We start from the raw sequence: 16,072 nt of genomic DNA on the forward strand, positions 1-16,072 counted from the left end.
TTATGCCTAAATATATCGTTCGCATCATGATGATGCTCTTTCTGCTGCTTTGTGGAGTAACGGCATATGCTCAACCGCTGTGGCAACCGTTGCCGGATACAATTCACAAGAGCAATCGCGATCCTCGCCAATATGAAGCCATTCAATTGCAAAATGGCATGACAGTCCTGCTGGTTTCCGATGAAAAAGCGATTAAATCATTGGCCGCCGTTTCGATTCCGGTCGGTCATATGGAGAATCCAGACAATCAGCTTGGTTTGGCCCATTATTTGGAACACATGGTATTAATGGGTTCCAAACGCTACCCACAACCAGGTGATTTTGCTGAATTTCTGCAAAAACATGGGGGAAGCCGTAATGCCAGTACCACTGCCAACCGCACTTCATTCTATTTGGAAGTTGAAAATGATTCCTTAACTGAAGCGGTTGATCGCCTTGCGGATGCGTTGGCAGAACCTTTGTTGAACCCGGTCAATGCCGATCGGGAACGCAATGCTGTTGATAATGAAATGACCATCGCTCGTGCAGGTGAAGCGCATCGTATGTGGCAAATCCGGGCTGAGACCATCAACCCCGCTCACCCTAATGCCCGCTTTGCTGGCGGAAACTTAGAAACGCTCAAAGATAAACCAGACAGCAAATTACAGACCGCACTGATTGATTTTTACCAACGCTATTACTCTGCTAATTTGATGAAAGGGGTTGTGTATGGCAACCAATCAATCGATAAGTTGGCTCAGATGGCGACGGAAACCTTCGGCCGCATTCCGAATCGACATGCTTCAGTACCTGCTATTACAGTGCCGGCAATTACCGATAAAGAAAAAGGCATCATCATCCATTATGTGCCTGCCCAACCTCATAAGGCGTTAAGACTGGAATTTAGCATCGCTGACAACAGTGCAGACTTTCGCAGTAAAACAGATGCGTATGTTGGGTATTTGATTGGTAACCGAAGCCAGAATACCTTGTCTGATTGGTTGCAGAAGGAGGGACTCATCGAAAGTATTGACGCTGGAGCGAGTCCCAAAACTGATGGTAATTCCGGGACGTTTGAGATTTATGTTTCGCTGACGGATAAAGGGCTTGAACATCGCGATCAAGTTATAGCCGCTATTTTTTCTTATATTAATCTGTTGAAACAACAGGGTATCAATAAGAACTATTTCGATGAAATGTCAAAGGTTCTTAATTTGGCATTTCAATATGCGTCAATTGTGCGGGATATGAACTACATTGAAGGGTTGTCCAATGCCATACAAGTACTGCCTGTTTCCCATGTGCTGGATGCGGGTTATGTTGCGGATACTTTCAAGCCAAAAGCGATAGCGAGCCGTTTGGATGAATTAACACCTGAAAATGCGCGTATCTGGTTTATCAGCCCAACAGAGCCATATAACAAAGAAGCTTACTTTGTGCAGGCTCCGTATCAGGTCAATAAAATTACCCCGAAACAGTTGGCGGACTGGAAACAGCTCGAGCAAGGCGTTTCGTTCTCTTTACCTAAATTGAACCCTTATATTCCTGACAATTTATCCCTGATTAAACCATCGGGTAGCCAAAAACATCCTTCCATGATTTTGGAAAAGCCAAATGTTCGCTTGCTGTATATGCCGAGCCAATATTTTGCGGATGAACCTAAAGGCAGTATTGCTCTGGAAATGCGTAATCCTAATGGATTGAAGAATATTAAAGATCAGCTTTCAGATACATTATTGGGTTATTTGTCCGGGCTTGCGCTTGATCAACTGAGTTATCAGGCATCAGTCGGAGGAATGGGCGTTTATACGGGGTATGTCGATGGTTTGAAAATCGGCGTCAATGGTTATACGCAACATTTACCGGAATTGTTAACTTCAGCAATTAATCAATATATTTCGTTTACGCCAACTCAGGAAGAATTAGCACAAGCGAAATCATGGTACCGGGAAAAACTTGAAGTTGCCAATAATAGCAAAGCCTTCCAAATGGCTATGCAGCCCATTTCTCGCCTTTCAAGCGTACCTTACTTTGAACAGGCAGAAAAATTGAAGGTACTGGATACCATCACCGTTGACGATATTGTGAAATATCGCCAGATGATGATTCAACATGCTGCTTTACAAGCGTTTATCTTCGGTAATTTTACGGAGCAGGAGAGCATCAGCATCGTTCAATCAGCGCAGAAGCAGCTCGCCAATCAGGGTACGGTATGGTGGACGGGCGATCACATTGTGATTGATCGCAATTATGCTGCTGATTTCAAGGGAACTGCGAATAGTACAGATAATGCTTTGGCTGAAATCTATATCCCAACAGGGTATGACCGTATCCATAGTAATATTTATTCCAGTTTGCTGAGTAGCATTTTGTCACCGTGGTTCTATGATCAATTAAGGACGATAGAACAACTTGGCTATGCGGTCTTTGCTTTCAATCAGAAAGTGGGAGAACAGGGGGGATTAGGTTTTCTGTTGCAGAGTAACAGTAAGCAACCCGATTATTTGCATCAACGCTACCAAAGCTTCTATCAGCAGGCAGATAAAAAATTGAAAGCGATGCCTGATGCTGAGTTTGAGCAGTATAAAAAAGCACTTCTGACAGAAATGCGTCAGCCGCCAGAAACGTTCTATTCAGAAGCCGCTCGTTATGATTGGGATTTTGGGCGCAATAACTTCAAATTTGATACGAGAGAGAAAAACATTGCGGCCATGGAAAAAGTCACGAAAGCACAACTGATTGAGTTCTACGAAAAAGCGGTTATCAAGCGTCAGGGATTGGCATTGATTTCCCAAATTACCGGGAAAAAAGGCACGGTTCATCAATATGCTGAGCTGAAAGGATGGAAAACTTACAATTATGTGTCAGATTTCCAGAAACAATTACCGGTTAAGGTGAATGCTCAGTGAGCAAAGAAATACCCGAACACCAAATACAATCTCATAAACTTAACCCATTAACATTGCCGCTGTATGGTCAGCGGCTGATCGAGGCTTCAGCAGGCACAGGAAAGACCTACACAATAGGTTTGCTTTATCTTCGTCTGTTACTGGGACTGGGCGGCTCTGCCGCCTTTTCCCGCCCGCTGAATGTTGAGGAGATTCTGGTTGTTACCTTTACAGAAGCGGCAACGGATGAATTGCGCGGGCGTATTCGCGAAAATATCCACCAGCTTCGCTTGGCGTGCGTACGGGTACGGGAAGAAACAACTGTCAGCGATCCGGCCTATCAGCAATTGTTGGATGAGATTTCTGATAAAAAAAGCGCCGCGAGTTGGTTATTAGCCGCTGAACGCCAAATGGACGAAGCGGCGATTTATACCATCCACGGTTTTTGTCAGCGAATGTTGGTTCACAATGCGTTTGAATCCGGTGTGCTGTTTGAGCAAACGTTAATTCAGGATGAGAGCCAGCTGCGTAAACAAGGCTGTGCCGATTTCTGGCGCCGTCACTGTTATCCTCTTCCATTGCCGATTGCCTCAGAAATAAGCCGAATATGGAGTGGGCCGGAAGCATTGCTGAAAGATATCTCTGATTATTTGCATGGGGATATGCCGTATATCGTCAATGCGCCTGATGGCGATGAAACACTGTTTAGCCGTCACCAGAAAATTATTGAGCAAATTGATCTGATAAAACGCCAGTGGAATGATGCAGCCGCTGATTTACCCGGTCTTATTGCCAGTTCTGGTGTTGATAAGCGAAGCTATAGCAGCCGGTTCTTACCTAATTGGTTAAGTAACGTCTCTGAATGGGCTAAATCACCAACCAAAGATTACCAGCTTGCCAAGGATTTGGATAAATTTTGCCAATCACGATTATTGGAAAAAACTAAAAAGGGTGAAGCTCCACGGCATCCGCTGTTTGAAGCTATTGATGAGTTATACCAGCATCCACTGACGCTGAAAGATATCATTATCTCTAAGGCGATTGTTGAAGTCCGCCAATCTGTCAATCAAGAGAAGCTGATGCGCGGCTACATGGGGTTTGATGACTTGCTGACCCGTTTGGATAGCGCCTTGAGGCGTGCTGGCGGGGAACATCTGGCAACGACTATCCGCCAACGTTATCCCGTTGCGATGATTGATGAATTTCAGGATACTGACCCCCAGCAATACCGCATTTTTCAGGCTATATATTGTGATCAATCAGAAAGCAAGCCGTCAGAATATCCACCATTAGAAAATGGCTTATTGTTCATCGGAGATCCTAAACAAGCGATTTATGCGTTCCGTGGTGCGGATATCTTTACTTATATTCGGGCGCGTTCCAATGTTAAAGCCCATTACACATTAGAGACTAACTGGCGTTCTTCCGCATCAATGGTGCAGGCAGTCAATAAACTGTTTTCCCGAACAGAACGCCCATTTTGGTTTGAACAGATCCCATTCATTAATGTCAATGCAGCTGAAAAAAATCATGGGCTGAAATTCTCTTTACATAATGAGGAGCAGGCTGCGCTGCGATTTTGGTTACAACCCGGTGAAGGTGTTTCCAAAGGGGAATATGAACAGAACATGGCGCGACTGTGCGCTGCCCAAATCCGGGATTGGTTACAGGCGGGGCAAGAAGGCAAGGCTCTGTTGTGTAAGAAAGAAATGTGTCAGGCAGAAATGTGTCAGGCGGAAAAAAGCCGTCCTGTTGTGGCGGCAGATATTACGGTATTGGTACGTGATCGACGGGAAGCCGCATTAATCCGTAACGAACTGAACACGTTAAAGATACCATCGGTATTTCTTTCCAATCGGGAAAGCGTGTTTGATACACCGGAAGCCAAAGATCTCCTTTGGTTGTTACAGGCGGTTTTATCGCCGGAAAAGGCCCGAGAACTGAGAAGCGCACTAGCCAGTAGCTTATTTGGTATGAGTGCACAGCAAATTGATCAACTGAATCACGACGAAGCTGCGTGGGATCGTCTGGTTGATGAATTCGATGGCTATGCCCGTTTATGGCGCACACGTGGGGTATTGCCAATGTTGCGGGCGGTGATGGTGAAATATCAGATAGCGGAAAACTTGCTGGCCGGAGATGACGGTGAACGTCGGCTTACTGATGTGATGCACATTGGGGAGTTATTGCAGGAGGCATCCCTGCAACTGGATAGCGAACACGCTGTTGCCCGTTGGTTGGCGCAACAGATTTCCCGCCCTAATCCACAATCAGAAGCCCAACAAATGAGACTGGAGAGTGATCGGCACTTGGTGCAGATCTGTACTATCCATAAATCAAAGGGGCTGGAGTATCCATTGGTTTGCTTGCCTTTCATTTGCAGTTATAGGAAGCAGAAACAGGCGGTTTACCATGATCGCCGTAATTTTGAGACTCATCTCAGCATTTCACATGATGATGAAAAACTGAAAAAAGCTTTGGAACTGGCTGATGAAGAGCGCTTGGCAGAAGATTTACGTTTACTTTATGTTGCATTAACCCGTTCAGTTTATCACTGTAGCATTGGTGTGGCTCCGCTTATCAAAGGAAATAGAGGAAAAACGGGGGAGACTGATTTACATTTATCTGCCTTGGGGTATCTATTGCAGAAAGGTCAGAAAGGCGATGCGGAATTGCTGGTGGATAGCTTAAATGAACTTTGTGACGACAGCATAGAAGTTGAGCGGGTGGGCGAAACTGCTGATAAGCAATGGTGCTCACAAAGTGAAATTCCTTTTTCGCTGGAAGCCCGAAGATTTCAGCGCTCCATTCGGGATGATTGGCGAGTGACGAGCTATTCAGGTTTACAACATTCAGCTTCCCATGCTATTTCAAATGCTATTTCCCATGAACGCACGAGTGCATTTGTGGAGTCAGTTGATGTGATCGTGCAATCCATCGCTCCGAAGCTGGATATTGATGCACGAGGTGAAAAACAAGAGGAACTATCATTGCAGATGACCCCGCATACTTTTCCACGCGGAGCATCTGCGGGAACTTTTCTGCACAGTATTTTGGAAGATTTAGATTTCGCTAATCCCCCTGATCAAACGTGCCTGGCAGAAAAACTGGCAGCATCAGGGTTTGATGAAAATTGGGCATCTGTGTTGGAACAGTGGGTAAAAGATATTCTGAGCGCAGAGTTGAATGCGCAAGGAATGCAGCTTGCCAGTGTGCCTCGCCATTTTCAGCAAAGTGAAATGCAGTTTTATTTACCAGTGGATAAGTTATTGCATTCAAAAGAGATGGATGCCCTGACTCGTCGCTATGATCCGTTGTCAGCACAATGTGCACCGTTGGGCTTTTATCAGGTCAAGGGGATGTTAAAAGGATTTATTGATTTGGTTTTTTGTTGGCAGGATAAGTTTTACGTCGTGGATTATAAATCAAACTGGCTGGGAGAAAGTAGCCAGTCATATACGCAGGAAGCGATGGCTAAGGCCATGATAGAACATCGTTACGATTTACAGTACCAGCTCTATACGTTGGCTCTGCATCGTTATTTGCGTCATCGATTAGCTCACTATGATTATCGTCAGCATTTCGGCGGGGTAATATACCTATTTTTACGCGGTATTGATAAAAATAATCCCGGACATGGTATTTATCACTATTTACCGCCCTTTGAATTTATTGATGAACTGGATACGCTTTTCAGCGCTGTGGGTAAGGAACAAAGCGTATGAATTCCATGAAGTCATTATTGCAACACGCCGTGAGCCAGAAATTGTTGCGCCCGCTGGATGTGCAGTTTGCTTATGCGATGATTGAAGATGAAAATCCTCTTTTATTGCTGATTACGGCCTTGTTAAGTGCCGAATCAGGCGCGGGACATGTTTGTTTACCCCTCGAACGGATTTCCCCGAAATATTTATTTGAAGGCAGGCAGCCAGAATTAGCCGCTTCGCTTTGGTCTTTAACGGGGGAGCCTGATCAACAGCAGATTATTGCTGCTTTGCAGGCATGTCCGGCAGTGAGTACGGGGGAGTTTCCTGCGCCGATCATCCTTTCGTTACAGAATGTTTCTGATTACCGTTTATATTTGCAACGTATGTGGCAAAGTGAACGGCGTGTGGCAGGTTTCTTTGCCACTGTTGAATTGACTGATGTTCCTGATGAAATGCAGTTACGCCGCATTTTGGATGAGCTTTTCGGTGTCACTGTTGAAGGGGAGATCGATTGGCAGAAAGTAGCGGCGGCCGTTGCGGTAACAAGCCGTATTTCGGTTATTTCTGGTGGGCCGGGAACAGGAAAAACAACGACAGTGGCTAAGTTGCTGGTTGCCTTGATAAAACTGCATGAAGGGCAGCAATTGAGCATTCAATTGGCAGCGCCAACGGGTAAAGCGGCGGCGAGATTAACTGAGTCTCTCAGGGAAGCAGTAAATAAATTGGCTTTGACCCCGGAACAATGGCGTAGCATTCCAGAACAGGCGCAAACCACCCATCGTTTACTGGGCGCACAACCTGATAGCCAGAAGCTTCGTTATAATCGCAATAACCCTCTTGCCCTTGATATTTTGATCATTGATGAAGCCTCTATGGTGGATTTACCGATGATGGCACATTTGATTGATGCGTTACCATCGCGGACAAAAGTGATTTTTCTGGGGGATAAAGATCAGTTGGCGTCGGTCGAAGCCGGAGCGGTATTGGGGGATATTTGCCGCTTCGCTGAACAGGGATATAGCGCTAAACGTACGGAACAATTGGGGCGATTAACCGGGTGCCAGTTAATGCCTTATTTTATGTCACACTCTATATCTCATGCTGATGATAAACCTTTCGCCGTGCAGGATTGTTTATGTCTGTTACGTAAAAGTTATCGTTTCAATTCGGCTTCTGGCATTGGAAGGCTGGCATCGGCAGTTAATCAGGGAAATCGTGCCGGAGTATCTGCGGTATTGAAGCAACCTTTTCCCGATGTATCCTTTAATCCTCTTTCAGGGGATGAAGATTATCAGCGTTTATTGACTGAAACTGCTGAGGGTTACTCCTCATATTTGGCGATGGTGCAGCAACGGGCTTCAGAAAAAGCCATTTTGGCGGAGTTTAACCGTTTTCGGTTATTGTGTGCATTAAGGGAAGGGCCGTTTGGGGTTATGGGGTTAAATCAGCGAGTGGAGCAACTGCTGCACAGAAAAGGAATTATAACGCTACCCAGAAATATCGAGAATCGGGGTTATTCCGGGCGTCCGATCATGATATTACGTAATGACAGTACCCTTGGACTGTTTAATGGCGATATCGGGATTATGCTCAGGAATCAGGAGAATGAACTGAAAGCTTATTTTCAGTTATCGGATGGGCAGATCAAAGGGTTTCAGCCGAGCCGATTACCACAACATGAAACGGCTTATGTGATGACGGTGCACAAATCTCAGGGTTCAGAATTTGAACATACTGCATTGGTATTACCGACCCAATATTCACCGATAGTCAGCCGGGAATTGGTGTATACCGCACTGACTCGGGCACGAGAAAAATTAACCCTTTATGCCCATAAGCCCGTGTTGGATAAGGCTGTGGCTACGGCAACACAGCGCCGAAGTGGGTTGGCAGAATGGCTAAATCAGCCGTGAAACAGGTATTGGCCGAGGTTGTTATCACCAAGGCCAATATAACCGGAGTCAATTAAATTAAGGGTAATCTGAGTAAAGTTTCCGTATACAAAATCAATGGAGCTATAAATTCAGCATTAAGATCTTGGAACAGCGCTGGTAGTTATACAGAGCCTGTTTTTCTACTGGCAGTGTTTCAATGCCTGCGGGTTCAAACCCTCTCTCTTGAAACCAGTGAATACTGCGAGTTGTAAGCACAAAGATTTTTTCTAACCCTGTTTGTTTAGCCTGATTGATAATGGAATTTAGCAGTATTTCACCCCGGGAAGAGTTCCGATAGTCTGGATGTACGGCAACGCAGGCCATTTCCCCGATTTTTTCATCAGGATAAGGATACAGAGCCGCACACGCGATGGTGACGTTATCAAGTTCTATCAACATGAACTTATCAACCTCCATTTCCAATTGTTCCCGTGAGCGACGCACCAAAATGCCTTGTTGTTCCAATGGGCGAATAAGCTCAAGAATGCCGCCAATGTCATTGATATTGGCACGACGAATCTGTTCGGAGCGCTCCATAACAATTTGAGTACCGATACCTTCACGGGAAAATAACTCCTGAATCAGCGAACCATTTTCCTGATAACTGATCAAATGACTGCGGCGAACGCCACGGCGACAGGCTTTGATGGCTCCCCTCAAGAAACGCACTGTTCCTGAATAGTGATCATCGGAGTTTTCCAATTCATGCAGGCGGTTTTCTCCTTCATTGGGGAACATTTCTGATAATGTATTGCCTTCAGCATCAAGCACGCCCTGTGATGAACAAAAACCGATCAATTTCTCCGCCCTTAATTTAATTGCCAGTTGTGTTGCAATCTCTTCAGTTGTCAGGTTGAAACTTTCTCCCGTAACGGAAACGGCAACAGGCCCAATTAATACAATCGCATTATTGTCCAATTGTTGGTTGATGGCATCTTCATCAATACGGCGTATTCTGCCACTGTGGCAATAATCGACCCCATCATCGACGCCCAGGGGCTGGGCAATGATAAAATTACCGCTGACAACATTAATATGTGCGCCTTGTGATGGGGTATTGCTCAGGCTCATGGAAAGACGCGCCGTAATATCCAGTTGCAACAGACCGGCAGCCTGTTTGACCAAATCCAGCGTTTTGGCGTCAGTTACCCGGGTGTGTTTGTGATAAAACGGTTGGTGATTGTGTTCGGCAATATTTTGTTCGATTTGTGGGCGAGCACCATACACGACGATTAAACGAATGCCCAAATTATGCAGTAATCCAATATCGTTGACGATATTGGAAAAATTATCATGGGCGATGGCTTCACCTCCCAACATAATGACAAAGGTTTTACCTCGGTGTGCATTGATATATGGAACCGAGTGCCGGAATATTTCAACCAATTCGGTACTGCGCTCTCTCATGAAACCCTCTCCGATTGAATTTTTATTCGAATTTTTTGTATTTTTATTCTTTTTGAAAGGAAATGGCAAGCGGAAACATGGATAAAAATAACGTTATTATTTATATTGGTATAAATAACTTGAGAGAGCAAAAAATGCTTTTTTTGATGACAGCGATTCGTTAATTAATTAGAGTTCCCGCCTGACTATTATGTTGGTTAAAGATTATATGTTGGGTAAAGATTACTGCGTTTGGTTGTTTTTAAATGGAATAAACGATGAGTCATTCAGACTATAATTTTTCACGTCGTCGTCTGTTGAAAGGCGCAGCCGCTGTATGGCTGTTGAGTATTAGCCCTATCGGCCAGGCAGCAAATTCAAAAGTGGTTGCTGTTCGTATTTGGCCTGCATCAAGTTATACCAGAGTGACGTTGGAGTCTAATATTCCACTCAAGTATCGCCAATTTTCTCTCTCAAATCCTAATCGCATTGTTATCGATTTACAGGGTGTCCAGCTTAATAGCGTTTTGAGCAGCATGGGAACACAGGTTCAGCGACGCGATCCTTACCTGAAAGTGGTGAGAGCCGGACAATTTAATCCTAAAACGGTGCGTTTGGTTTTTGAAATTAAGCAGCTAATTTCTCCGCATATTTTTACATTGCCACCGATTGCGAAATTTAAGCACCGTTTGGTATTAGATCTTTATCCGAAAAAGGCCGCTGCTGTGGATGATGATCCTTTACAGGCTTTGCTTGAAGAGTACAACAGCGGGGACTTGGAAAGACACTTGCCTGCGGAAACACGCAAACCTGGTAAGGCCGGAAAAGACAGGCCAATTGTAATTATGCTCGATCCGGGGCACGGCGGTGAAGATTCAGGGGCGATTGGAAAATATAAAACCCGCGAAAAAGATGTTGTGTTACAAATTGCTCGTCGTGTACAGGCGCTTATAAGACGTGAACCTGGCATGAAAGTTTACATGACTCGCAACGAAGATGTCTTTATTCCGTTGAAAGTCAGGGTGGCAAAAGCGCGTAAAATGCAGGCTGATCTCTTTGTTTCGATTCATGCGGATGCCTTTACGAACCGCTCTGCCCGTGGTTCATCCGTATTTGCGTTGTCAACTAAGGGAGCAACCAGTAATACTGCCCGTTTTCTGGCCCAGACCCAGAACGAGGCGGACTTGATTGGGGGAGTGAGTAAAAGCGGTGATAGATATTTGGATCATACTATGCTGGATTTGGTTCAGACCGCGACTATCAACGATAGCCTGAAATTTGGTGATGAAGTGCTCAAGAGAATGAATAAAATTAATAAGCTGCATAAAAATAGTGTCGATCAGGCGGGGTTTGCAGTATTGAAAGCGCCAGATATTCCCTCCATTTTGGTGGAAACTGCGTTTATCAGCAACTTGGAAGAAGAGCGTAAACTTAAGACAGCCAAATTCCAGCAACAAGTAGCGGAATCTATTTTTGCTGGCATTAAGGCTTATTTTAAAAGTGGCGCAGAATTGGCACGGCGGTGAAATATCCGCCTTAGATACTTATATCCAGACTTAAAATAGCCAGACTTAAAAAATTTTAAATAAGCGTTGGGAACGGCTGTGAAAACCAGATAAGCAATAAGAGATGAAGATTAAGGAAATAATAAAAGGAAGTATTAATAAAAAGAAAATTGGTTGCGGGGGCCGGATTTGAACCGACGACCTTCGGGTTATGAGCCCGACGAGCTACCAGGCTGCTCCACCCCGCGTCCGTCTATCTGCAAACTTTGATTATTAACAATGAGTGCAAATACTTAATGATGACATCATACAAAATTGGTTGCGGGGGCCGGATTTGAACCGACGACCTTCGGGTTATGAGCCCGACGAGCTACCAGGCTGCTCCACCCCGCGTCCGTCTATTTGCAAACTTTGACTATCAATAGTGAGTGCAAATACTGAATGATAACATTCTTTACTGCTAGATTGTGTCTATGCTGAATCATCTGTTAATAAATGATATTCTCGCGTAGATTTGGTTGCGGGGGCCGGATTTGAACCGACGACCTTCGGGTTATGAGCCCGACGAGCTACCAAGCTGCTCCACCCCGCGTCTGATGTCGGCACACTATACTCTTGAACGGCGTGGTTGCAAGTTTTTTTATTGATATTTACTGAATTTGTTTGTTTTTTGGTTAAAAAGCATTCTTGTTGTTTTGTTTTTGTTCTATGTGCGTTGAAAAACTATAAGCTATTTTTTCTAACTACATTTTATTATTTATTGGTGTTTGATATTGTTCATCGTCAGATAGTAATGGTAAGAAAATAAGGCAGAAATATGAAGCACTGGGGCAAATATCTTTTATGTGGATTTGTCATCTCGTCATTATCGGGCTGTCATTTACGTCCGACAGATCAGGCTCAGCAATATAAAGATGGTCGGATTACCCAAAATCTCCAATTGGTTAACATGCCTAATGCTCAGGGTAGCCCGGTTAATGCCAAAGATTTTGCTACCCAAGTTAAATATATCAGTACATCTTCTCCCCGCTTGTATAACAGTCACCGTGAAACATTCGAAGCCATCGAAAATTGGATGTTATCCGGTGGTGATACTCGCCATTTAAATGAGTTTGGTTTACTCGCCTATCAGATGGAAGGCGGAGATAATTACGGTAATGTGAAGTTTACGGGTTATTACACGCCCGTTTTGCAAGCCCGGCATATTAAGCAAGGGGAATTCAAATATCCGCTGTACAGTATGCCAACGAAATCGCGTTTTCGTTTACCCAATCGCGCAGCAATATACAGCGGGGCGTTGAACAAAAAATTTATCATCGGGTACAGTAATTCCCTGATGGATAATTTTATGATGGAAGTGCAAGGAAGTGGTTACGTCAATTTTGGTGATGGTCAACCATTGACCTTTTTTGGTTACGGGGGAAAAAATGGGCATGCCTACCGCAGTATTGGCAAGGTGCTGATCGACCGTAAAGAAATCCCCAGTGACAAAATGTCAATGAAAGCGATTCGTCTGTGGGGAGAACAGCACAGCGAAGCTAAAGTGAGAGAGGTGCTGGAACAGAACCCTTCATTTGTTTTCTTTAAACCTGAGTCTTATACCCCTGTCAGGGGAGCCAGTGCTGTCCCTCTTGTTGCAAAAGCTTCGGTGGCATCTGATAAGACATTGATCCCGCCGGGGACCGCATTGCTGGCGGAAGTTCCTGTGTTGGATGAATCCGGTAAATTTACCGGACAGTATCGCATGCGGTTGATGGTGGCATTGGATGTTGGTGGCGCCATTAAAGGGCATCATTTCGACATTTATCATGGTGTCGGTGAAAAAGCGGGGGAAATGGCAGGGTTTTATAATCACTATGGCCGTGTTTGGGTATTGAAGAAAGCCTTATCTGGTTTTTTAGCGGCAAACCAGTAAGATCCCCTCCTAAAATCATCAATCGATAACCTATCCCGATAGAGATAGGTTTTATGCAGGATTTATTTAGCGATGCAAGTTTCTCTCTCTGATGCTTATCTCCAACGTTTCGCTGGCACGGCTCGATTATATGGCCAGAAAGCACTTTCATTATTTGCCCGCTCCCATGTTTGTGTTGTCGGCATTGGCGGTGTCGGTTCGTGGGCCGCAGAAGCGTTGGCGCGCACAGGCATTGGTGCTATCACGCTGATTGATATGGATGATGTTTGCATCACTAATACCAACCGCCAGTTGCATACGTTGGTACAAAATGTCGGATTGCCGAAAACGGAAGTCATTGCCGAGCGGATACGGGCCATTAATCCTGAATGCCAAGTGACGTGCATTGATGATTTCGTCACGCCTGATAATGTCGCTGAATTGATGTCTACAGGATTCAGTTATGTCATTGATGCCATTGATAGCATACGGCCAAAAGCGGCGTTACTGGCTTATTGCCGTCGTTATAAGATCCCTGTTGTTACGACGGGGGGAGCGGGCGGACAACTTGATCCTACCCAGATTCAGGTGGTGGATTTGGCGAAAACAGTACAAGATCCGCTGGCAGCGAAATTGAAAGAGCGCCTGAAATCGGATTATCGCGTAGTGAAAAACGGTAAAGGAAAATTAGGCATTGACTGTGTTTTTTCCACGGAACAGTTAGTTTATCCGCAATCTGACGGTACGGTTTGTGCTGCCAAGAGCACGGCGGATGGTTCCAAACGAATGGATTGTGCTTCTGGTTTTGGTGCCGCAACGATGGTTACGGCGACCTTTGGTTTTGTTGCTGTATCCCACGCACTGAAAAAGATGGTGGCAAAAGCCGAACGGGAAAAGGCGCTGTAATAGAGGGACTAATTCGTGTAAGTGTGCGCGATTTCCTGAATGGTGTTAATCAGGGATTTCACACCATTGAGCCGTGAGTCACTCAGTTGTTGTTCCAGGCCGAGTTGTTGAAATAGCTCGGCCAAAGGTGTCTGCAAAACCTGCTCAGGTGTTTTGCCTTCCACCGCCGTCAGGATAACCGCTAATAACCCTTTAACAATGCGGCCTTCGCTGTCACCGTAAAAATGCAGGCAGCCCTCTGAAAGCAATTGATGCCCCAACCAAACACGGTTTTCACAACCGGACATTTCAATATTCTGCTGTTTTAGTTTATCCGCCAAAGGTGGCAGTTTTCTGGCAAGGCCGATTAGCTGTCGGTAGCGATCTTCCCACAACTTACATTGCCGGAAGTTTTCAATGAGTTGTTGCTCTGTAATCTCTGTTCCGAATGGATGCGGAGCAAGGATGCTGTCTGAAAGTTGTGTCATCGGTTTTTTATCTTGCAGTGAGTTTGTTACTGATTTTCTCTGGATGAGGTTTCAGGATCATAGCAGTTATCATTGCTATGATGAATTAGCATTTCCGGTGACTGTATCGGGAGAGGCTTCCCACTTCAATAATCAGTTATGCGAAAAAGGAAAAATTGATGAGTTTTATTCGTTGTCAAAAAAGAGTGTTTTTTAGCCATTGTTGGTACTGCCAATAGAGTATGATTTTCATACAAACACATAACTCCAGCTACTTCCACTTTGAGAAAATATACCTATTATCAAAAAACACTTTATATTTTTCTAATTGCGTTTAACGCAATTTCAATATCATAAATTGTTAATCTTTTATCAAAAGAAGCCCGTACAAATTGACTGTGTAACAGATGAGGGGCTAAAAATGGGGTATGTTGCGCCGTTCCTTCCCATAAATTAATGCCTTGATCTCTTAATTTTTTCACCGCATCAGAAGCAGGGCAGTGTTCAAATTGAAAGGCTGCTATTCCTTGTATCGTTGAATCAGGGAAAAGAACTTTAATCGTTTTAATTTTTTTTAATTCCTCAAAAAAAAATGTGAAACTTTCATTATTATAATCACTATCATTCACTCTTATTTTCAACGCATTATTGAAACCACAAACAGAAACAAGACTCCTTTCTGTTTTTTCAACATTTTTTGCAGTATTGACAGTCAAATACGAATTAAAATTCTCGATATAACCTGCATGTAGGTCAAAAAAGTCATAGTTAAGTTTACGTAATAATTTTTCTGAAATAAATGCAAAACCCACCCCTCTAGGGCCATGCAAAAATTTGCGGCCGGCACCGGTTAAAAGATCACATTGAATTCTTTTCACATCAACAGGCAGTTGACCTATTGATTGACATACATCAACAATATAAGTTGTGTCTTTATTTTTTAATATATCACCAATTTTTTCAATAGGATTGACAATCCCACAGCATGATGGAATATGTGTAATACTGACAATAGAAACATTATCCGATAAGTTATTTTCCATCCATTCGAGATTAAGAGTAAAATCTGGATTAGAGGGGATTTTTCGTAATTTTAAATTGTATTTTTTGGATAAAAATGAGAAATATATAATATTAGCGGCATATTCTGAATCACTAGTCCATATTTCTGTTCCTTCTTTAACTGATAACATTCTCATAATGTTAATCCAGGCATCTGTTGCACTGGTAAACAAAGCGACGTTTTTTGGATCACAATTTATCAGTTGTGCACAATGATTATAAACTTCATTCTTTAAAAGAAATTCATTCTTCAACTCAGTTTCATAACTACCTATTTGAAACTCTGAAGATAAATAATTACTCATAACCTCATGAGTGGAAGCATGGATAATACCCGATCCGGCAGTGTTCATATGTACTTTCAT

Annotated in this window: 9 protein-coding genes and 3 tRNA genes; 6 read left to right on the forward strand and 6 right to left on the reverse strand. The window is 43.9% G+C overall.

Annotated elements, in window-relative coordinates:
* Positions 1-2 precede the first annotated feature (2 nt).
* From ptrA to recD, 3 genes are read left to right on the forward strand one after another with little or no spacing between them, the layout of a single operon-like run.
* Complete coding sequence (gene ptrA, locus Xmir_RS35355) at positions 3-2,888, forward strand: pitrilysin (RefSeq protein WP_099114006.1); 2,886 nt, start codon at positions 3-5, stop codon at positions 2,886-2,888.
* Positions 2,885-6,592: an exodeoxyribonuclease V subunit beta gene (gene recB, locus Xmir_RS35360; RefSeq protein ID WP_099114007.1), complete on the forward strand. Its 3,708-nt coding sequence runs from the start codon at positions 2,885-2,887 to the stop codon at positions 6,590-6,592. Before ptrA ends, recB begins: the two co-directional genes overlap by 4 nt.
* Positions 6,593-6,597: 5 nt before the next feature.
* The gene (gene recD, locus Xmir_RS35365) at positions 6,598-8,487 is read left to right on the forward strand and encodes an exodeoxyribonuclease V subunit alpha (protein ID WP_208620415.1); all 1,890 of its coding nucleotides are present in this window, start codon (positions 6,598-6,600) and stop codon (positions 8,485-8,487) included.
* 102 nt (positions 8,488-8,589) lie between these two features.
* Here the strand turns inward: recD and argA are convergent, their stop codons facing one another.
* On the reverse strand, positions 8,590-9,915 hold the full coding sequence (gene argA / locus Xmir_RS35370; protein ID WP_099114009.1) for an amino-acid N-acetyltransferase: 1,326 nt from the start codon (positions 9,913-9,915) through the stop codon (positions 8,590-8,592).
* Positions 9,916-10,172: 257 nt separating this feature from the next.
* Here argA and amiC point away from each other — a divergent pair, with 257 nt between their 5' ends.
* Positions 10,173-11,420 (forward strand): N-acetylmuramoyl-L-alanine amidase AmiC, encoded by a 1,248-nt coding sequence (gene amiC, locus Xmir_RS35375; protein ID WP_099114010.1) that lies wholly within the window; start codon positions 10,173-10,175, stop codon positions 11,418-11,420.
* Between the two features lie 150 nt (positions 11,421-11,570).
* Here amiC and Xmir_RS35380 read toward each other — a convergent pair.
* The 3 genes from Xmir_RS35380 to Xmir_RS35390 form a co-directional block, all read right to left on the reverse strand.
* Positions 11,571-11,647: transfer RNA gene (locus Xmir_RS35380), tRNA-Met, on the reverse strand.
* A 68-nt stretch (positions 11,648-11,715) separates the two neighbouring features.
* Positions 11,716-11,792 (reverse strand) — tRNA-Met (locus Xmir_RS35385).
* Between the two features lie 122 nt (positions 11,793-11,914).
* Positions 11,915-11,991 (reverse strand) — tRNA-Met (locus tag Xmir_RS35390).
* Positions 11,992-12,216: 225 nt separating this feature from the next.
* Between Xmir_RS35390 and mltA the strand changes: the two genes are divergently transcribed.
* Together mltA and tcdA are read left to right on the forward strand one after the other, a co-directional pair.
* Positions 12,217-13,314: a murein transglycosylase A gene (mltA, locus tag Xmir_RS35395; RefSeq protein ID WP_099114011.1), complete on the forward strand. Its 1,098-nt coding sequence runs from the start codon at positions 12,217-12,219 to the stop codon at positions 13,312-13,314.
* A 72-nt stretch (positions 13,315-13,386) separates the two neighbouring features.
* Positions 13,387-14,199, forward strand: coding sequence for a tRNA cyclic N6-threonylcarbamoyladenosine(37) synthase TcdA (gene tcdA / locus Xmir_RS35400; RefSeq protein WP_099114012.1), 813 nt, complete (start codon positions 13,387-13,389; stop codon positions 14,197-14,199).
* An 8-nt stretch (positions 14,200-14,207) separates the two neighbouring features.
* Here tcdA and csdE read toward each other — a convergent pair whose 3' ends face one another.
* Both csdE and Xmir_RS35410 read right to left on the reverse strand, forming a co-directional pair.
* The gene (gene csdE, locus Xmir_RS35405) at positions 14,208-14,666 is read right to left on the reverse strand and encodes a cysteine desulfurase sulfur acceptor subunit CsdE (protein WP_099114013.1); all 459 of its coding nucleotides are present in this window, start codon (positions 14,664-14,666) and stop codon (positions 14,208-14,210) included.
* Between the two features lie 293 nt (positions 14,667-14,959).
* Positions 14,960-16,072, reverse strand: a complete 1,113-nt coding sequence (locus Xmir_RS35410; RefSeq protein WP_167385957.1) for an aminotransferase class V-fold PLP-dependent enzyme — start codon at positions 16,070-16,072, stop codon at positions 14,960-14,962.

The organism is Xenorhabdus miraniensis, assembly GCF_002632615.1.

What these genes read in the sequence shown, in the direction of transcription:
- Xmir_RS35410 (WP_167385957.1), bottom strand. Translation starts at nt 16,072, where the DNA reads ATGAAAGTACATATGAACACTGCCGGATCGGGTATTATCCATGCTTCC.
- amiC (WP_099114010.1), top strand. Translation starts at nt 10,173, where the DNA reads ATGAGTCATTCAGACTATAATTTTTCACGTCGTCGTCTGTTGAAAGGC.
- tcdA (WP_099114012.1), top strand. Translation starts at nt 13,387, where the DNA reads ATGCAAGTTTCTCTCTCTGATGCTTATCTCCAACGTTTCGCTGGCACG.
- ptrA (WP_099114006.1), top strand. Translation starts at nt 3, where the DNA reads ATGCCTAAATATATCGTTCGCATCATGATGATGCTCTTTCTGCTGCTT.
- mltA (WP_099114011.1), top strand. Translation starts at nt 12,217, where the DNA reads ATGAAGCACTGGGGCAAATATCTTTTATGTGGATTTGTCATCTCGTCA.
- csdE (WP_099114013.1), bottom strand. Translation starts at nt 14,666, where the DNA reads ATGACACAACTTTCAGACAGCATCCTTGCTCCGCATCCATTCGGAACA.
- argA (WP_099114009.1), bottom strand. Translation starts at nt 9,915, where the DNA reads ATGAGAGAGCGCAGTACCGAATTGGTTGAAATATTCCGGCACTCGGTT.
- recD (WP_208620415.1), top strand. Translation starts at nt 6,598, where the DNA reads ATGAAGTCATTATTGCAACACGCCGTGAGCCAGAAATTGTTGCGCCCG.